At 55.8% G+C, this 15,111-nt stretch carries 15 protein-coding genes; 4 read left to right on the forward strand and 11 right to left on the reverse strand.

What is annotated here, in order from left to right; genetic code table 11:
- The 10 genes from PMX72_RS04285 to PMX72_RS04330 form a co-directional block, all read right to left on the reverse strand.
- On the reverse strand, window positions 1–1,035 hold the full coding sequence (locus PMX72_RS04285) for an SIS domain-containing protein (protein WP_147349540.1): 1,035 nt from the start codon (window positions 1,033–1,035) through the stop codon (window positions 1–3).
- Between the two features lie 98 nt (window positions 1,036–1,133).
- The gene (locus PMX72_RS04290) at window positions 1,134–2,018 is read right to left on the reverse strand and encodes a PfkB family carbohydrate kinase (RefSeq protein WP_270226973.1); all 885 of its coding nucleotides are present in this window, start codon (window positions 2,016–2,018) and stop codon (window positions 1,134–1,136) included.
- 30 nt (window positions 2,019–2,048) lie between these two features.
- A complete protein-coding gene (locus PMX72_RS04295; RefSeq protein ID WP_055310759.1) occupies window positions 2,049–3,047 on the reverse strand; it encodes an SIS domain-containing protein in 999 nt (332 codons plus the stop codon).
- 48 nt (window positions 3,048–3,095) lie between these two features.
- Window positions 3,096–3,926: a PTS system mannose/fructose/sorbose family transporter subunit IID gene (locus PMX72_RS04300; RefSeq protein ID WP_055310758.1), complete on the reverse strand. Its 831-nt coding sequence runs from the start codon at window positions 3,924–3,926 to the stop codon at window positions 3,096–3,098.
- Window positions 3,913–4,698: a PTS mannose/fructose/sorbose/N-acetylgalactosamine transporter subunit IIC gene (locus PMX72_RS04305; protein WP_055310757.1), complete on the reverse strand. Its 786-nt coding sequence runs from the start codon at window positions 4,696–4,698 to the stop codon at window positions 3,913–3,915. The genes PMX72_RS04300 and PMX72_RS04305 overlap by 14 nt, the downstream gene beginning before the upstream one ends.
- A 27-nt stretch (window positions 4,699–4,725) precedes the next feature.
- Window positions 4,726–5,187, reverse strand: coding sequence for a PTS sugar transporter subunit IIB (locus tag PMX72_RS04310; RefSeq protein WP_099432598.1), 462 nt, complete (start codon window positions 5,185–5,187; stop codon window positions 4,726–4,728).
- 13 nt (window positions 5,188–5,200) lie between these two features.
- A complete protein-coding gene (locus tag PMX72_RS04315) occupies window positions 5,201–5,617 on the reverse strand; it encodes a PTS sugar transporter subunit IIA (RefSeq protein WP_055287649.1) in 417 nt (138 codons plus the stop codon).
- Window positions 5,618–5,831: 214 nt separating this feature from the next.
- Entirely contained in the window at window positions 5,832–6,536 is a 705-nt protein-coding gene (locus PMX72_RS04320; protein ID WP_055287651.1) for a GntR family transcriptional regulator, read from the reverse strand.
- 8 nt (window positions 6,537–6,544) lie between these two features.
- A complete protein-coding gene (locus PMX72_RS04325; protein ID WP_117790910.1) occupies window positions 6,545–7,333 on the reverse strand; it encodes a GntR family transcriptional regulator in 789 nt (262 codons plus the stop codon).
- 372 nt (window positions 7,334–7,705) lie between these two features.
- Window positions 7,706–8,740, reverse strand: coding sequence for an SIS domain-containing protein (locus tag PMX72_RS04330; protein WP_271746173.1), 1,035 nt, complete (start codon window positions 8,738–8,740; stop codon window positions 7,706–7,708).
- Window positions 8,741–9,594: 854 nt separating this feature from the next.
- Between PMX72_RS04330 and PMX72_RS04335 the strand changes: the two genes are divergently transcribed.
- The 4 genes from PMX72_RS04335 (at window position 9,595) to PMX72_RS04345 (ending at window position 14,089) form a co-directional block, all read left to right on the forward strand.
- Window positions 9,595–12,633 carry an insulinase family protein gene (locus PMX72_RS04335; protein ID WP_271728832.1) on the forward strand — a complete coding sequence of 1,013 codons (3,039 nt, stop codon included), beginning with the start codon at window positions 9,595–9,597 and terminating at the stop codon, window positions 12,631–12,633.
- A 146-nt stretch (window positions 12,634–12,779) separates the two neighbouring features.
- Complete coding sequence (locus PMX72_RS10305; protein ID WP_117629026.1) at window positions 12,780–13,043, forward strand: type II toxin-antitoxin system HicA family toxin; 264 nt, start codon at window positions 12,780–12,782, stop codon at window positions 13,041–13,043.
- Window positions 13,036–13,365, forward strand: a complete 330-nt coding sequence (locus PMX72_RS04340) for a type II toxin-antitoxin system HicB family antitoxin (RefSeq protein ID WP_022094981.1) — start codon at window positions 13,036–13,038, stop codon at window positions 13,363–13,365. The genes PMX72_RS10305 and PMX72_RS04340 overlap by 8 nt, the downstream gene beginning before the upstream one ends.
- Window positions 13,366–13,492: 127 nt before the next feature.
- Entirely contained in the window at window positions 13,493–14,089 is a 597-nt protein-coding gene (locus PMX72_RS04345) for a 5-formyltetrahydrofolate cyclo-ligase (protein WP_271728833.1), read from the forward strand.
- A 42-nt stretch (window positions 14,090–14,131) separates the two neighbouring features.
- On the opposite strand, the gene metA is transcribed toward PMX72_RS04345, so the two are convergent.
- On the reverse strand, window positions 14,132–15,058 hold the full coding sequence (metA, locus tag PMX72_RS04350) for a homoserine O-acetyltransferase MetA (protein WP_006235124.1): 927 nt from the start codon (window positions 15,056–15,058) through the stop codon (window positions 14,132–14,134).
- Between the last annotated feature and the right edge of the window lie 53 nt (window positions 15,059–15,111).

A 15,111-nucleotide genomic window follows, 5' to 3' on the forward strand; every position in this document is an offset into this window, starting at 1 on the left:
TTAGTAGTTCATCTGGTGGTAGTAGCGACGCGTGGTGAGCGGGTGGTTGCGGACGTGCTCGAGATGGCAGCTCAGGCGCTCGGTGATGGTGTAGGTGACCATCGGGGAGACGATCTTGCGGAACTCGGGGTCGCTGAACGGCAGCTCGACCTCGGCGGTGTCGAACTTGTTCACGCGGACATGGACGCCCTTCTCGTCGGCGAGCATGTGAGTGAAGTTGTCCACGCGGTCCATGAGCTTACGGGTGTCGTCCTCGCCGTAGAGCATGATGAGGCTCGTGCCCTCCTCGCACAGCTCGATGGTGCCGTGGAAGAACTCGGCGGCGTGGATGGACTTGGTCTTGATCCACTGCATCTCCTCGAGGATGCACATGGCGTAGTCGTAGGCCTCGCCCCAGAGCATGCCGGAGCCGATCACCATGTGGTAGTCGGTGTCCTTGAAGTCCTCGGCCATGGCGGCGCAGCGCTCGTCCTGGGCGTCCTTGGCCTTGATGAGGTACGGGGCGATGTTGCCGAACTCCTCCATGAAGGTGTCGTACTTGGGGAAGGCGCCGGCGTTCTTGAGGAAGCGGGCGACCAGCGTGATCTGGTAGGTGTAGATGGCCTCGCACAGGACGTCGTCCTCGGCGAAGCTGAAGAACTTGTAGTCGGCGTACTCGGTGGCCGGGGTGTTGTCGTTGGAGACATACATCAGCGTGCGGGCGCCCTGCTCCTGGCAGAACTTGGCGGCCTCGATGATCTCGGGGGTGGTGCCGGTACGGGTGGAGAAGACGCAGACCGAGTCCTTGTTGAAGGCCTTGGGCGGGCACGCGAGGAACTCAGCGGCGATCTCGCAGTGGACGTCGACGTCGGCCGTGGTGGTCTCGACCCAATACTTCATCGGGAGCGTGTGGGCCCAGGTGCCGCCGCAGCCGATGAAGAAGATGTTGGAATAACCCTGCTCGCAGACCTCGTCCACGGCAGCCTCAATCTGAGGACGGAGAGCGAGGGCATCGCTCACAACCTTCTCGTAACGAGGCTCATCGAAATTGAACATATCTAATATCCCTTCGTTTAATAGAGTGAAATTCGTTTCAATTGACAACTTGTCATTTCACTACGTATTAATACTTAATGACCTAAAAAAATACCTTTCTAGGAAATGGAAGCTTGGCCGTCTTTCATCTCGGCGAGTTTATGCTCGAATCCAAAGCCGCCGGGTTTAAGGCAATTCTTAGCTGAATAGTCAGCAGCGAATTCCATTGCATCCCGAATGATCTCCGCATCGAGCGGTTGCTTTTTACTCCAGCCATGCGAGAGACAGCTCACAACAAACGCAGCGATATACGAATCTCCCGCGCCCATGGTGTCAAGCGCATCTACGGGTCTTATATTTCCCTGGTACCATCGGGAACCGTCAAAGAACACAGGCCCTGCAGATCCCCGTGTAGCAATCGTGTAGCGACAACCATGCTCTATGGCCCTCTTCAATAGAACTTGAATCTGTTGATCGCTCTCGCCGGAACAGGAAAACAGACCAAGGGTTGTAGCAGGGCAAACAAGATCGAAATATGCGTCGGTTCGATACTTATCTTTAACGGAAAAGTCGTAAACCACCACAGCGGGAAGATCTTGAACTAGGTGCACATCATCCTGCAGCTTTGCATTGACGCTGGTAAAAACCGCATCGAATCCCTGAAGAAACTTGACATCAGAATCGTTGATATGGGTTTTGTGCGCCCAGCAAGCCCCCGTATCGTAACCAACTTCGACACGTTCACCGTTGTAAACATTTACATCGCAAGTCTTGGTTGTTGCTTTTTCAGGCATGCATGATTGCGAAAGGTCAACGTTCAGCGAAGAAAGGGCATCGGTGATTATTCGCCCTCCCAGGTCGTTGCCGATCTCCCCAATATACGCAGCCTGTGCGCCAAGCATGCTTGCATGGGCAGCGACGTTTACGGCATTGCCACCAGGATACATAACGCCTTTGTTGAGATAGCGATCAATAACGTTGTCACCAATTGCTGCGATTTTCACCTCAACGCCTCCCATCACGTACGGTCTTTATTAGTACTCGACCTTGCGGTAATAACGGCGGATGTCGAGCGAATGGTCACGAATTTCCTCGAAATTCTTGCTCACACGCGAGAGAATGGCATTGAGCACCACCGGAGAAAGCATCCAGCGGAATTCATCACTGATACCCGGCAACTCATAATCATGTGTATCGAATACGGTGAAATCATCCGCATATTGCTTACAGAAGCGTGCAACGCGCTCATCAAGAGGCCTAGTCTGCGCCTCCGTCATTGCGAGCGCGACGCAAACGCCCGGCTCAACAAGTTCGATAGTGCCATGGAAGAACTCAGGCGATGTAACGGATTTGGTGCGCAGCCATTGGGACTCCTCGAGCACGCACATGGCAAACGAATACGTGGGGCCCCACAGATTGCCAGAACCAATCCAAATCTGATACGGATCGTCCTTGTGCTTCAGAGCATATGCGCGAGCCATCTCGTCAGCGTTCTTGCCGACGGAAACGAGAGCAGCGGGGAGATTCACAAGCTCATCAGCGAAGCGATCGTAGTCATCGAAAAAGCCCCTGTTCTTGAGAATCTTTCCAATCAGAAGGTACAGCACGAGCTCCATAGGACGACCCTGCTTATAGATCACTCCATAATCGGAAAGTTCACCAAGCGGTGAACCGTCCACGCCAAGCGTAGAGACAATGGTGCAGCCTGCGTCTTTTGCCGCCTTTGCCGCCGCGACCGTCTCTTTGGTGTCGCCCGACTTGGACGCCATGAACGCCAAGGTCCCCTTACCGATGCGCCGATTGCCAACCGTGAGGAAATCTGCCGAAACTTGGGACTGGACGGGAATATCGGACATAACAGAAACCATATAGTCAAACGGCTGCATCATCGCAAGCGAGCCACCTGACGAGGTGAAGAAAATCGAATCGAAACCCTTTTCGCAAATTTCGTCAGCAATGCGTTCAATTTCGGCACGTTGATTGTAGATATAAGCACCGTTATCGAGAATTGCCTGTTCATCAAATGAAACCATGAGATATACCTTTCTAATTCAATTGGGCCAGACGGCGAAATCAACCATTTAGATTGCAAACACTCCGAAGAAGGAGCCGACGATACCAACCGCCATGAGAATAACGAGAATCCAAGCAATTTTGACCTTGTGCTGGACGAGTTCGTAAACTCCAAGTGTCACAAGCAGCGGCAGCAGGCTCGGCATGATACCGTCGATGATGCTTTGGATAGTCTGCGCACTGTCGCCGGTACCGAGAGAACCAGCCACGCTGACCGATACAAGGTTGGGCACCATAGCGCCGATAACCATAAGACCGAGAATTGCAGCCCCCATAGTGAGCTTTGGCATAAGACCAGATTTCTCGATCTTGCTCAAGAAACTGGTTCCGAATCCATAGCCCCATTTAAGGCAGAACCAACGAATCAGATAATGCGGAACATTGAATACGACAAGGAAGAGAAGCGGGCCGAGAATGTTACCCTGCATAGCAAGCGACACACCCAAGCCAGTGGCGATGACACGCAACGTTCCCCAGAACAGAGAGTCGCCGATGCCGGCCAGCGGGCTCATAAGAGCGGCCTTTACGCTGTTGATGGAGGATTCGTCAAAATCCTCTTCGTTAGCGTTTGCCTCTTCCATCGCTGCCGAAATGCCCAGAATTAATGTTGAGACATAAGGAGTGGTGTTGAAGAACTCCATGTGACGCTTAGCAGCAGCAGCCTGGTCATCCTTATTCTTATACACGCGACGAATGATGGGAAGCATGGAGAAGCAGTATCCCATGTGCTGCTGGCGCTCGTAGTTCCAGGAGTACTCCATCGTAAGCGAACGGAAAAATACCGATTTTAGATCACGCTTTGTAATCTTGTTGGAACTGGTGTCATTAGAAGTCGTCATCGTCGAAGCTCCCTTCCGAACTAAGCTGTGGCGTCTGAGCAATGAAGTTTGGCTGGACCACCACGAGAATTACTGCGAGGCAAAGCCCAATGATGGCAATACCAAGGATTGGAATGCTCATGTAGGCACAGAGCGCAAACCCGAGCACGAAGAAAATAGCAGTCTGCTTGTTGACAATCATTGAAGCGAGCAGTGCAATGCCGAGCGCAGGGATGAATCCACCCGCAATAACCAGGCCGTTACTTACAAACTCGGGAATTGCGTTAAGCACCGCGTTCATAACCGGCGTTCCGAGATAGAAAGCAAGGGAGCACACGAAAAAGCGAGGAAGCGATTTGACGATGAATCCACCAAGCAGATGCATCCGCTCCATACCTTTGAGGTCGCCCTTTGCCACGCAGTCGTCCGCTTTATGGACGAAAAACGGCATCACGATCAGCGTAAGCGCGTTATCAATGATGAGATAAAGCGACGCAATCGGGAAAGCGAGCGTCAGCGCAACTTCAGCGCCTTGACCCGTCGAAATTGCAAAGGCAGTGCCCAAAATACCACCGGTGATAACGTCAGGCGGAACGGCCGCCCCGATGGTAACCGATCCAATGAACACCATTTCAAGCGTGGCGCCGACAATAATGCCCGTCTGCAAATCACCCATCACAAGACCGATGAGGACGCCCGTGACAATCGGGCGAGAAGCAAGGCAAGTGCCAAGTGCCCACTCAAATGTCACGCACATTGCGACGAGGCCGATAAGGATCGCTTGAGTCAACATGAGGGATCCCCTTTCTATTGTATGTGCTTAAATCAAAATCTTCTCGTCTCTAGGTACCTGCCTGATCTCCACCTCGATTCCGGCATCACTGAGCTCATGTAGAAGCTCCACGTCGCGATCGGTAGCGAAAACCGTTGAAGATAGGCGTACATCTGCACCCTCACGCGGCTTCGTTCCTCCAATGTTGATATGCTCGATTTCGCTGTAGCCCTTTGCCAGGCGGTAAGCATCTTCGATGCTTTCAACGACAATGAACAAACGGTACTTATCGGTCACACCGCTCCTAAGAGCCTCGATAGAATCATCGACCGATTTGATAACCAATTTGACGCCTGCCGGACGTGCCAGCTTAAGCGTCGTCTTGCGCACGTCATCTTTCACAACCGCATCGCAGGCAATCAAAATGCAATTGGTGTCAAGCTCTTGCGTCCAAGTCATGGCAACCTGACCATGAAGCAAGCGATGGTCAACTCTCAGCAGCTTAATCATCTTTGTTCCTTTCTCAAAAATCCTCGTCTTCTTCTACCGAATTTGGCAGCGAACATAGGCATGTGCCCTTTTGGCGGACACTTGAAACCAATGCAGCGAGCTCGGCGTCATCAAGTGTGCTCAATTTCGAAAACACTTCGAGCACTAGTGGTAGCGACATGCCGGCAATGAGCCTTAGAGAATCGTCACCCAACCTTTCCATAAAAGCGTTATTCACTGACCCACCATAGACATCAGTGATGACAATCCACTGGTCTGCTGGGTCGCGAGAACGGTCCCAAAAATCTATCAACTCGTTTACATCCATCGTGTCCTCATCGACATATGCGCATAGCACCTTAACGCGAGGATCTTCACCGCAAAATAGCTGGAGCGTTTCACGCATCGCTCTAGCAAGTGGCCCATGGCTGGCCAAGAGCAACTTCCTCATTTATCTCCCAATCTCAGTCAATCATCTGTTAATAGAACGTTATATTTTGTATTGTTATCTACAGTATCCTCGAAACTTTCGCTTTGTCAAGACAGATCAATCGAGCTTCCTAAGCGGTAATAATTCGCCCGTAAACGGCAAAAAAACGCCCCTTTGTCGGGGCGTTTTCAATCTCTTGTTATTCGGTTAAGAAAGATCCGGGGTTTGGCTTTCGCTAGAGATAAAACTTTAAGCGCTCAGTGCAGTACACCTGCCGCGAAATAAACAATGGCACTCCCTGCGCGCTGCAACGCTTATCTACAAATAATAAAAGGGCAGATCCCGGCTTTACATTCAAATGTTCTGCCTCGTAAGCACTTGCAAAGCACACCTGCAACGTTCGCTCGTTATTGCCAAGTTCGATATGGCGTCTTCCCAGCACCTCAAGTAGAGAACCCGATAAATCTTCATGTTCCAAAAAGGCAAGAGAAGGAGTGTAGCTATTGGTTTCCAACATCGTTGGCACGCCATCGACTAAGCGCAAACGTCTAGTCTGAAGAATATTCTCGTCCTCCTGGACCTGAAGAAAACGCACGTCGCGCAGCGTAGGATAAATCCAAGCTACTTCGAGCACTACGGTAGAAGGCTTTTTATTTTCTTGAATGCAGGAATGGGTGAAGCTTTCCTGGTCATCGGCTGCATAGGCATTGCGTGTCGTGGTAACAAAAGTCCCTTTCCCTCGCGTGCGCTCAACGATATCGGCATCCTCTAGTTCCTTGATTGCCGATCGAACAGTAATACGACTAACGCCATATTCCTCCATAAGCTCCGTCTCAGTAGGAAGCTTATCCCCTTCGCTATATACGCCACTTTCTATTCGACTCACAAGATCGTGAACGATCTGCTTATACAATGGAACAGCGCTCTCCACTTTAACCATTATTCAACCTATTGCTTTCTACACTCAACGGCTTCAAGTCCCCGCCAATTGATGCCGAGTTGATTAGCCTTAATCGAAAAGAAGTATTTGAAATAATCACCCAACATCACCTGCTTAGTAAAGTGCACTGGCTTACCAGTGCTCATATAAACGGTCTCACTCAATATAAACATCGCAGCTTCTCCTGCGATATTAAGGATGCGCTTCTCCTCATCCGTAGCAAGCCCTGCTTCAAGCACAATAGACGGGAAACAATTATCCTCTAGTCGCAGCCCCGTCTCTCTCTCAATCGTTTCATAAAGTGATGCATTCTCCATATCGACACCCAGTAAAAACCCGAAGTTCTTTACTGGAAGATAAATATGTTCAATCATTGCATTTATGTGGTTAATTGACCTCACGCGTTTGAGGTAAACCGCAGATTCATTCTCTTCCATTCGCAAATGACGACGGACGGCAACGGGCGGCTCGACCTCCTGAAGAGCGAGAACACGAGACGAGGTTTCGATATTATTTTCATGGCAAAAATAAGTGAAACCCTTAAACGTGCTCAAGCTCGAGACGATTTTAGGCTGCCGGATAAATGTGCCCTTGCCATGACGCGTATCAAGCACGTCGTCATCCACAAGAGTTTGAATTGCCTTCCGTATCGTCGCACGGCTAACCTCGTATTCTTCGCAAAAACCATTTTCGCTAGGCAACACGCCACTTTCGGAAAACTCGCCCATCTCAATACGACGGCGCAAATCATCAGCTACTTGTACATATAGCGGCACAGCACTAGTCGGGTTAATCATAACGTTCTCCGTATAACATTCTATGAAACTTCTATACGTTATAAGATAACCTATTACGTATTATTTTGAAAGAAATAGACGGTTCAATCTTATTTTTGAACCGTCTACAATATCAAACACTCCATATGAAGGTGTCGAATGCCACTTGTGGCGCAAACAAGAGGGGCATTTGGCAAAAATGCCCCATTTCGCCTTGAAGTCGCTACCGTGAAATGCCAACGAGCCGCATGGTCGAGTCCAAGCAAATACGACCTCAAGCGGCCAGCTACGGCATGGCTCCCTAGAACGAGACTGCGACATTTGTTTGCATTGTTTTACGAACGCAACATAACGAATTATTTCCGAGCAAAATAACGACCGCTGAAAGCTGCTTTAGTAGTTCATCTGGTGGTAGTAGCGACGCGTGGTGAGCGGGTGGTTGCGGACGTGCTCGAGATGGCAGCTCAGGCGCTCGGTGATGGTGTAGGTGACCATCGGGGAGACGATCTTGCGGAACTCGGGGTCGCTGAACGGCAGCTCGACCTCGGCGGTGTCGAACTTGTTCACGCGGACATGGACGCCCTTCTCGTCGGCGAGCATGTGAGTGAAGTTGTCCACGCGGTCCATGAGCTTACGGGTGTCGTCCTCGCCGTAGAGCATGATGAGGCTCGTGCCCTCCTCGCACAGCTCGATGGTGCCGTGGAAGAACTCGGCGGCGTGGATGGACTTGGTCTTGATCCACTGCATCTCCTCGAGGATGCACATGGCGTAGTCGTAGGCCTCGCCCCAGAGCATGCCGGAGCCGATCACCATGTGGTAGTCGGTGTCCTTGAAGTCCTCGGCCATGGCGGCGCAGCGCTCGTCCTGGGCGTCCTTGGCCTTGATGAGGTACGGGGCGATGTTGCCGAACTCCTCCATGAAGGTGTCGTACTTGGGGAAGGCGCCGGCGTTCTTGAGGAAGCGGGCGACCAGCGTGATCTGGTAGGTGTAGATGGCCTCGCACAGGACGTCGTCCTCGGCGAAGCTGAAGAACTTGTAGTCGGCGTACTCGGTGGCCGGGGTGTTGTCGTTGGAGACATACATCAGCGTGCGGGCGCCCTGCTCCTGGCAGAACTTGGCGGCCTCGATGATCTCGGGGGTGGTGCCGGTACGGGTGGAGAAGACGCAGACCGAGTCCTTGTTGAAGGCCTTGGGCGGGCACGCGAGGAACTCAGCGGCGATCTCGCAGTGGACGTCGACGTCGGCCGTGGTGGTCTCGACCCAATACTTCATCGGGAGCGTGTGGGCCCAGGTGCCGCCGCAGCCGATGAAGAAGATGTTGGAATAACCCTGCTCGCAGACCTCGTCCACGGCAGCCTCAATCTGAGGACGGAGAGCGAGGGCCTCGCTCACAACCTTCTCGTAACGAGGCTCATCGAAATTGAACATCCCTTACTCCTAACTCACTTAGATGAACCCTTCGTTCATCCCATAACGTTATAATACTTTATATAACTAACTATGCAAGTATTATTTTGGTTCTGGTCTTTCATCAAGCCCCTTAAAACAACAATCGGCGTTTTTGGACACAGCGTGCAAGTTCATTGAACGATTCAATATGCATCGACTCTAGTTAAATGACGTCTTATGCAAATACCTTTAATCCGCTTGGGACCGACAAATCTTTTGACTGTCCGCAGAAGCTTTCCCGGAATTCCCTATGGATAGACGCACCGGCAATCGCTTCGTTATCCGGCTTATTGCGCATAGCCGGGGCATCTGGGAGAAAGCGAAATCTACCGCGTGGTCAACTAGCATTTCATCGGAATCGACCGCATCCGCGCCAAATGCATCCACGCCAAATACTAAATCGCAATCGTTGAAACTCGTCCGATCATATGACGGCAATTTCTCGCCTTAAAAATGAGCACGAAATAAGGGGGCAGCTGTTTGCAACTTGCTTTATTCGTAAGTGTTTTTACTGAAAAAAACAATCACCAACCAAACAGCACTATTAATTGTTTGGCTCTTTGCTGTACAGCCATCTTTCGTATACGTCTCTCGTCTATCTCTTATCTCACGGTTGGAGACGAAAGGTGTGCGGGAGTGGATAATTGGACGGCATTTGGGCCTGCGACGGATTATTTCGTCCGAAAATCCACGCTCGTGCGGTGAACGCGCGGGGCCTTTGTCCAATCCGCTGGCATCGTCTCCAGTTCGTCGCAGAGCCGCCGCCCCATATGGGTATACTCTCGGAGATTCGACTCGATTCGCCCCCGTTGGGGCGTCAAAGGAGACTGCATATGTCCACTACCTCAACCGACCCGCGCGCCGCTGCCGCCGCGCTGCTGGTGCCCGGAACCACCTGCCACGGCTTTACCGTCGAACGCCGCGAGACCGTGCCCGAGCTCGACGCAGACGCTTACGTGCTGCGCCACACCGCCTCGGGCGCTCGCCTGCTGCACCTAGCGTGCGACGACGAAAACAAGGCCTTTGCCATTGGCTTTAAGACGCCGCCGGCCGATTCCACTGGCGTGTTCCATATTCTTGAGCACTCGGTGCTGTGCGGATCGGCCAAGTTCCCCGTCAAGGAGCCGTTCGTGGACCTGATCAAGAGCTCCATGCAGACGTTCCTCAACGCCATGACCTACCCCGACAAGACTATCTACCCCGTTGCCACCACCAACGAGCAGGACCTGTACAACCTGATGGACGTGTACCTGGACGCGGTGTTCAACCCGGCCATCTATACCAAGCCCACCATTTTTGAGCAGGAGGGCTGGCACTACGAGCTGGACCTGCCGGAGGGCGCTGGCGGCGACGGCAGCGCCGCCAGCCTGCGCGAGGGCACGCTGCGCTATAACGGTGTAGTGTTCAACGAGATGAAGGGCGCGCTGTCCGACCCCATGAGCGTGCTGGACGACGCCGTCAACGCCGCGCTCTACCCCGACACGGCCTATGCGCACGAGAGCGGCGGCGATCCGCGCGCGATTCCCGCGCTCACCTACGAGCAGTTCCTGGACACGCACGCGCGCCATTACAACCCCTCCAACTCCTACATCACGCTCTACGGCGACCTGGACGTGGACCGCGCGCTGGCCTTTTTGGACGAGCGCTATCTGTCGCAGTCGAGCGCCGCGAGCCGCCGCATGGACGCAGCCGTCGCCGCCGGCGAGGACCCGTCTGCGCTGGCGCCCAATCCGCTGGTCGTGCAGACACCCGTGACCTGCGAGTATAAGCGCGTCGAGATGGCCACCACGCCCGAAAACGCCCTGGTGGGCCTGGGCCTTGTGCTGGGCAGCGCACTCGACCGCAAGCGCACGATCGCCGCGGACATCCTGTTCGAGGCGCTGCTGGGCTCCAACGAAGCGCCGGTTAAGAAGGCCATTCTGGCCGCCGGCCTGGGCGGCAACGTGGTGAGCTACACCGCGGCCGAAAGCCTGCAGCCCTACGAGCTCATCATGCTGCAAAACGCGCAGCCCGGCGTGGCGCGCGAGCTGCGCCGCGTGTTCCAGGACGCCTGCCGCGACCTGTGCGAGCACGGCGTTCCGCGCGAGCGCCTGGAGGCCATCATCAGCAGCAACGAATACGACCTGCGCCAGCGCGACTACGGTATCGCCGACGGCGTGGCCATTGCGTGCGACGCGCTGAGCACCTGGCTCTACGATGACGACGCCGCGACGCTGGCGCTCAAGTATGGCCCGGTGTACGAGGAGCTGCGCGGCGAGCTGGAAGGCAGCTACTTTGAGGACCTTCTGCGCGAGCTCGTGCTGGAGAACGACCACATGGCGCTGGTCGAGCTGGTTCCGGTGGACGCCGCTGAGGGTTCGGAGGGCGCCGAAGCTGCCGAGCTGGCAGCCAAGCGCGGCGCCATGACCGATGCCGAGCTGGCCGACGTGGTCGAGCGCACGGCTGCGCTGCGTGCCGCGCAGGAGGCCGAGGACACGCCCGAGGACAAGGCCACGCTGCCGCGCCTGCGCGTGTCCGACATTGGCGAGGCGCGCCCCGAGCCGCCGCTGGTCGTAGACACGACCGCGCCCATCCCCTGCCTGCGCCACGGCATCCCCACCAACCGCCTGGCCTACGCCATGCAGTATTTCGACCTGAGCTGCGTCGCATTTGAGGACCTGCCCTATGTGACGCTACTCTGCCGCCTGCTCAAACAGCTGCCCACGAGCGAGCACTCGGCCGAGGAGCTCGACAACCTGCTCGCCGGCAAGCTGGGCTTTTTGAGCTTTACGACCGAGGTCATGACGCAGCCCGAAGTGGACGGCGTGCGCCCCTACCTGCTGGTGAGCGCCGGCGCCCTGTCCGAGAAGATCGATGCGCTGGCGAGCCTGCCGCGCGAGGTATGGTCGAGCACGCTTTTGGCAGATGCCGACGCCGACCGCGTGCGCGACGTGCTCACGCAGATTCGCATTGGGCTTGAGCAGGGCTTTATCAACAACGGCCACTCGGCGGCGCTCGGTCGCGCGATGAGCTACAGCTCGCCTTCGGCCGTGGTTCGTGAGCAGCTCTCGGGCGTGGACTTCTACCTGTTCCTGCGCGATTTGCTCGAGCACTTTGACGAGCGCCTGGACGGCCTGCGCGCCAAGCTTGCCGAGCTGGCAGACCGCATCTTTGTGGCCGATGGCTGCATGGCGAGCTTTACCGGCAGCGACGAGGACTTTGACGCGTACTGGGATGCCGCGGGTAACCTGGGGCTTGGCGCGGGCGACGGCGCCGATGCCGGCCGCGACGCGCTCGTGGTGCCGACGCCGTGCAATCGCCACGAGGCTTTTGTCATCCCCAGCGACATCTGCTTTGCGGCAAGCGCGTGCGACCCGCGTCGCCTAGGCATTGACGTGACAGGCGCTTGGGCCGTGGCTGCCAACGCGCTCTCCTACGATTACCTGTGGAACGAGATTCGCGTGAAGGGCGGTGCATACGGCTGCGGATTCCGCGCAGCCGGCGAGCGCCAGACGGCGTTCTACACCTACCGCGACCCGGCAATCGATCCCTCGATTGAGCGCGTGGCGCGCGCGGGCGAATGGCTCGGCAGCTTTGAGCCCGACGGGGCCGCCTTTGAGGGCTTTATCGTGAGCTGCGTGAGCGGCATGGACGCGCCGGTAAAGCCGTACGCGCTCACCAAGCGCCGCAACACGACCTATCTGGCCGGGCTCGATCCGCATGCGCGCGAGGAGCGTCGCGCCCAGATGCTCGCCGCCACGCCCGGTGAGCTGCGCTCGCTCGGCGCCGACGTGACGCGCATTGCGGCCGAGTCGCCCACCTGCGTCTTTGGCGGCCGCGACGTCATCGCCAAGAGCAACGCCGGCTTTAACGTCGTCGACCTGATGGGCTAACCACAGCAAGCAAAACCACTACAAAGGGGACAGGCCCCTTTGTAGTGGTTCGAACACTTGTTCTATACGTACACATGTTCTATAGTATGGGTGATTGCATCGGATCTAAATTGCAACTAGAATATAGTTGCAGAATGTGAGGCGGGATGACTCGAGCCGATAAACTCATCGCCCAACTGTTTAGCTGCCCTTCGACGTATCGGTATGCCGATTTTTTAAAAGTCATGGCCTCATATGGCTTTGAAATGGACAGCAAAGGCAAGACATCCGGATCGCGCATTCGCTTCTACAGGCCCTCAGATGGCAGGATGTTCGTGATGCACGCGCCTCATCCATCTGACGAATTGACAGCGGGGACAATTCGAAACATCGTTCGATTTCTGCAGGATGTCGGAGGCAGTCATGAGTAACGTTTTGGCATACAAGGGCTATTTCGCCCCAGTCGAGTTCGATGCCGAGCAGCATGTACTAACAGGTATGGTCGCCGGCATTAGGGACGCAATTGTATTTGAAGGCTCCACGGCTGAAGAAGTGGAGCAATGCTTCCACGACGCCGTCGACGATTACCTTGAGTTTTGTGCCGAAAAGGGCAAGGAACCAGAGCGGGCTTTTAAGGGCTCGTTCAATGTGAGAACAGGCTCCGAGCTTCACAAGCAGGCAGCACTGGCGGCGGCAAAGAAGGGCGAGTCACTCAATAAGTTTGTGACCGAAGCAATCGCCGCGGCGTTATAGCGTTAACGCATGGGCCAAAACCACCACAAAGGGGACAGGTACCTTTGTGGTGGTTTCGACATTTGCCCAGATAAAACCTGCCAAAATAAACCTGCCCTTTTTGGTAGGTTTGGGAGAGGAAGCCGGGATGGACAAGGCTGAGTTGCGGCGGGCGGTGATTGCTCGGCGCGATGCTCTTGATTTGGACTTGCGGGCGGCGAAGTCTGCTGATATCTGTGCGCGGCTGGTTGAGCTGCTGGGCCGCTTGGATGCCGCGGCGCCGCACACCGTTGCCGTCTATGCCGCGATGGGTTCCGAAGTCGACTCAGCCGCGTTTGCCGCAGCTGCCGCCAAACGTGGCTGGCGCGTGGCCTATCCGTGCATGCTCTCGGCAACAGACGCCGCAGCTTGTGGCCAGCGCACGTGTATGCGGGCAGTTGCTGCCGGCGACGCGGACGCGGCTACGTTTATCGCCCACCCCACGCGGGCCTTTGCGGCCACGGACATCGACAGCAGCCGCTTCCCTATCGTGCCTGCCGAAGCTCTCGACATGATCGTCGCGCCGCTCGTAGCATTCGACCGCACCGGCACGCGCCTAGGCTACGGCGGCGGCTGCTATGACCGCTACCTGCCCATGCTCTCGCCCGTATGTCAAATCGTCGGCATCGCCTTTGACGAACAGCGCGTCGACCACATCCCCACCGACGCCCACGATCTGCCGCTGCCCCACATCATCAGCGCCTAACCGCTGCCACATCAGCCACGGCTACAGCGGCATCATCGCAGCCTAGTGCTCCTCGCCGGCGCGTGCTAGGTCGTAGGGCGTGGTTTGATAGACGTAGTAGTTGAGCCAGTTGGTGTAGAACAGCTGAGCCTGGCTGCGCCAGACGTTTCGCGGCTCGGCGGTGGGGTCGTCGCCCGGAAAGTAATGCGCCGGCACCTGAGGGTTGAGCCCGCGCTTCACGTCGCGCTCGTACTCCAGGCGCAGCGTGTCGGTATCGTACTCGGGATGGCCAAATACAAAAAAGCGACGGCTGTCGGTCGACTTGACAATGTACAGGCCAACCTCGTCGGACACGGCCACGACCTCAAGCTGCGGCTCGGCCTCCACGTCCTCGCGGCGCACATCGGTGTTGCGCGAATGCACGGCATAAAAACGGTCGTCAAAGCCGCGGACCAGCGGGCTTTGCGGCTTCACCAGATAATGCTCGAACACGCCGCTCGCCTTTGCCGGCAGGTCGTACTTCTGAATACCGTAGTGGTGATACAGGCCCGCCTGTGCGCCCCAACAAATATGCAACGTAGAGTGCACGTGCGTGGTGGACCAATCCATGATCTGGCAGAGCTCGGGCCAGTAGTCGACCTCCTCGAACGGCATCTGCTCCACCGGCGCGCCCGTGATGATCAGGCCGTCGTAGTGGATGTCGCGGATGTCGTCGAACGTGCGGTAAAACGTCTCCAGGTGGCCGGCGCTCACGTGCGTGGCCTCGTGCGTTTTGGTGCGCAGCAGGTCCACCTCCACCTGCAGCGGCGTGTTGGAGAGCTTGCGCATGATCTGCGTCTCGGTGGCGATCTTGGTGGGCATGAGGTTGAGGATGAGCACGCGCAGCGGACGGATGTCCTGATGTAGCGCGCGGTACTCGGTCATGACAAAGATGTTCTCGCTCTCGAGTTGCGCAGCAGCAGGAAGGGCGTCGGGAATACGAATGGGCATGGATGCTCCTTACGAGTCAGTTGCAGCTATGGTACAACGAGCGGCCCCATCCG

Source organism: Collinsella aerofaciens, assembly GCF_028207065.1.
Taxonomy (GTDB): domain Bacteria; phylum Actinomycetota; class Coriobacteriia; order Coriobacteriales; family Coriobacteriaceae; genus Collinsella; species Collinsella aerofaciens_AR.

Coding starts and splice junctions, on each gene's coding strand:
- PMX72_RS04285 (WP_147349540.1), bottom strand. CDS start 1,035: ATGTTCAATTTCGATGAGCCTCGTTACGAGAAGGTTGTGAGCGATGCC.
- PMX72_RS04295 (WP_055310759.1), bottom strand. CDS start 3,047: ATGGTTTCATTTGATGAACAGGCAATTCTCGATAACGGTGCTTATATC.
- PMX72_RS04300 (WP_055310758.1), bottom strand. CDS start 3,926: ATGACGACTTCTAATGACACCAGTTCCAACAAGATTACAAAGCGTGAT.
- PMX72_RS04305 (WP_055310757.1), bottom strand. CDS start 4,698: ATGTTGACTCAAGCGATCCTTATCGGCCTCGTCGCAATGTGCGTGACA.
- PMX72_RS04310 (WP_099432598.1), bottom strand. CDS start 5,187: ATGATTAAGCTGCTGAGAGTTGACCATCGCTTGCTTCATGGTCAGGTT.
- PMX72_RS04315 (WP_055287649.1), bottom strand. CDS start 5,617: ATGAGGAAGTTGCTCTTGGCCAGCCATGGGCCACTTGCTAGAGCGATG.
- PMX72_RS04320 (WP_055287651.1), bottom strand. CDS start 6,536: ATGGTTAAAGTGGAGAGCGCTGTTCCATTGTATAAGCAGATCGTTCAC.
- PMX72_RS04325 (WP_117790910.1), bottom strand. CDS start 7,333: ATGATTAACCCGACTAGTGCTGTGCCGCTATATGTACAAGTAGCTGAT.
- PMX72_RS04330 (WP_271746173.1), bottom strand. CDS start 8,740: ATGTTCAATTTCGATGAGCCTCGTTACGAGAAGGTTGTGAGCGAGGCC.
- PMX72_RS04335 (WP_271728832.1), top strand. CDS start 9,595: ATGTCCACTACCTCAACCGACCCGCGCGCCGCTGCCGCCGCGCTGCTG.
- PMX72_RS10305 (WP_117629026.1), top strand. CDS start 12,780: ATGACTCGAGCCGATAAACTCATCGCCCAACTGTTTAGCTGCCCTTCG.
- PMX72_RS04340 (WP_022094981.1), top strand. CDS start 13,036: ATGAGTAACGTTTTGGCATACAAGGGCTATTTCGCCCCAGTCGAGTTC.
- PMX72_RS04345 (WP_271728833.1), top strand. CDS start 13,493: ATGGACAAGGCTGAGTTGCGGCGGGCGGTGATTGCTCGGCGCGATGCT.
- metA (WP_006235124.1), bottom strand. CDS start 15,058: ATGCCCATTCGTATTCCCGACGCCCTTCCTGCTGCTGCGCAACTCGAG.